1 protein-coding gene and 2 pseudogenes are annotated in these 1,321 nt (G+C 75.2%); 1 reads left to right on the top strand and 2 read right to left on the bottom strand.

From position 1 onward, the window contains the following. Positions 1–608, top strand: a pseudogene (locus K6I34_RS37075) (MFS transporter); the annotation flags it as partial. A gap of 74 nt (positions 609–682) precedes the next feature. Here K6I34_RS37075 and K6I34_RS37070 read toward each other — a convergent pair. Both K6I34_RS37070 and K6I34_RS37065 read right to left on the bottom strand, forming a co-directional pair. Then, positions 683–937, bottom strand: coding sequence for a hypothetical protein (locus tag K6I34_RS37070; RefSeq protein WP_229332406.1), 255 nt, complete (start codon positions 935–937; stop codon positions 683–685). Then, positions 934–1,321: pseudogene (locus tag K6I34_RS37065) on the bottom strand (hypothetical protein); the annotation flags it as partial. The gene K6I34_RS37070 and the pseudogene K6I34_RS37065, both read right to left, overlap by 4 nt.

Genomic DNA, 1,321 nt, shown 5'->3' with positions numbered 1-1,321 from the left:
CCCCATGGCGACCTCGGCGCCCCTCGATCCCCCCGTCCGTACGGGGCGTGTTCGCCACCAGCGGCACGACCTGCTTCCTTGCCTTCGCCGTCGTCGGAGTCTTCCTGGCTCTCGTACCGACCTACGTCGGCAGGCTCTCCGGCAGCGGCAACCTCGCCCTTGCCGGTGGCGCGGTCACGCTCATGCTCGTCTCCTCCTGCCTGGCCCAGCTCGCCGCGTACGGCAGGGAAGCGCTCACCCTCCAGGTCGCGGGGCTCGCGCTGCTGGCGGTCGGGCTCGTCCTGCTGGCCGTCGCGGGCGGCAGCTTCTCCCTGCCGCTGCTCCTGGCGGCCACGGTGATCGGTGGCGTGGGCCAGGGCATGGCCTTCCTCGGCGGCATCACGGAGGTCAACCGCGTGGCACCCCCGGACCGCCACGCCGACGTCATCTCCAGCTTCTACGTCGTCGTCTACCTCGGCGTCGGCGCCCCCGTGATCGGTGTCGGGCTGCTCGCCCGCGTGACGGGTCTTCTGCACGCGGTGCAGTGGTTCACCGCGGTCGTCGCCGCGCTGTGCCTGATCGACATGGCCGTACTGTCCCGCGCGCGCCGTGACGATCCGGCGGATTGACGGACGGTGCTCTGTGCGTGGGCGTGGTCCCGCTGGACAGCCGGGCCGGATCCGGCCCGGCCCTCCGCGGCGCGTCACCCGGCCGCGGGCGTCACCTTCCCGAACCAGTCGGCGGTCTCCGCCGCGTCGAGCACGCGCTCCAGCGTCAAGTCGCCGCGCATGCCGGGGAAGAACCGCCCGGAGGGCCGGCTCTGCCGGTACGCCAGCGGGGCGAGGACGAGCAGCCGGACGCCGTCGACCGACGGCGCCTCGCCCGGCACGTGCCGCCCGCCGACGAGGGTGCCCGCGAGCAGCGTGTGCAGCTGGAAAATGTCGCCGATGCCGGTCATCCGCAGGGCGTATCCGGTCCCGGTGGCGCGGTGCGGGGCGATGAGCGGTTCGCCGTCCACTGCAGCAGGGTGAACCAGCCGACCTCCGCCTCGTACCCCGTCCGTGCGGTGACCGCGTCGGTGAACCCGTCGCCCTCCGGCCCGGGCAGCTCGCCGCCCCCGTCGGCCCAGCGCGCGCAGAACTCACCGGCGTCCGCGAACGCCTCCCGCGCCCCCGCGAGGACGCCGGGCGCGCGGGCCACGGGGTCCGCGCCACGCTCGACACAGGCTCCGACGACCACGCCGATCGTCGCCCGGGGTCCCGGCGGCACCTCGGGGAGCAGCGCCGCCGGCCGCGGTCCCGCTTCCCGGTACTCGCTGTCCGCGGGGCGGGGGCGGCAGCGC

This window comes from Streptomyces sp. UNOC14_S4, from assembly GCF_020740835.1.
Lineage (GTDB): Bacteria > Actinomycetota > Actinomycetes > Streptomycetales > Streptomycetaceae > Streptomyces.
The sequence above is the reverse complement of the archived record's forward strand: the minus strand, read 5'-3'. Positions and strand labels throughout refer to the sequence as shown.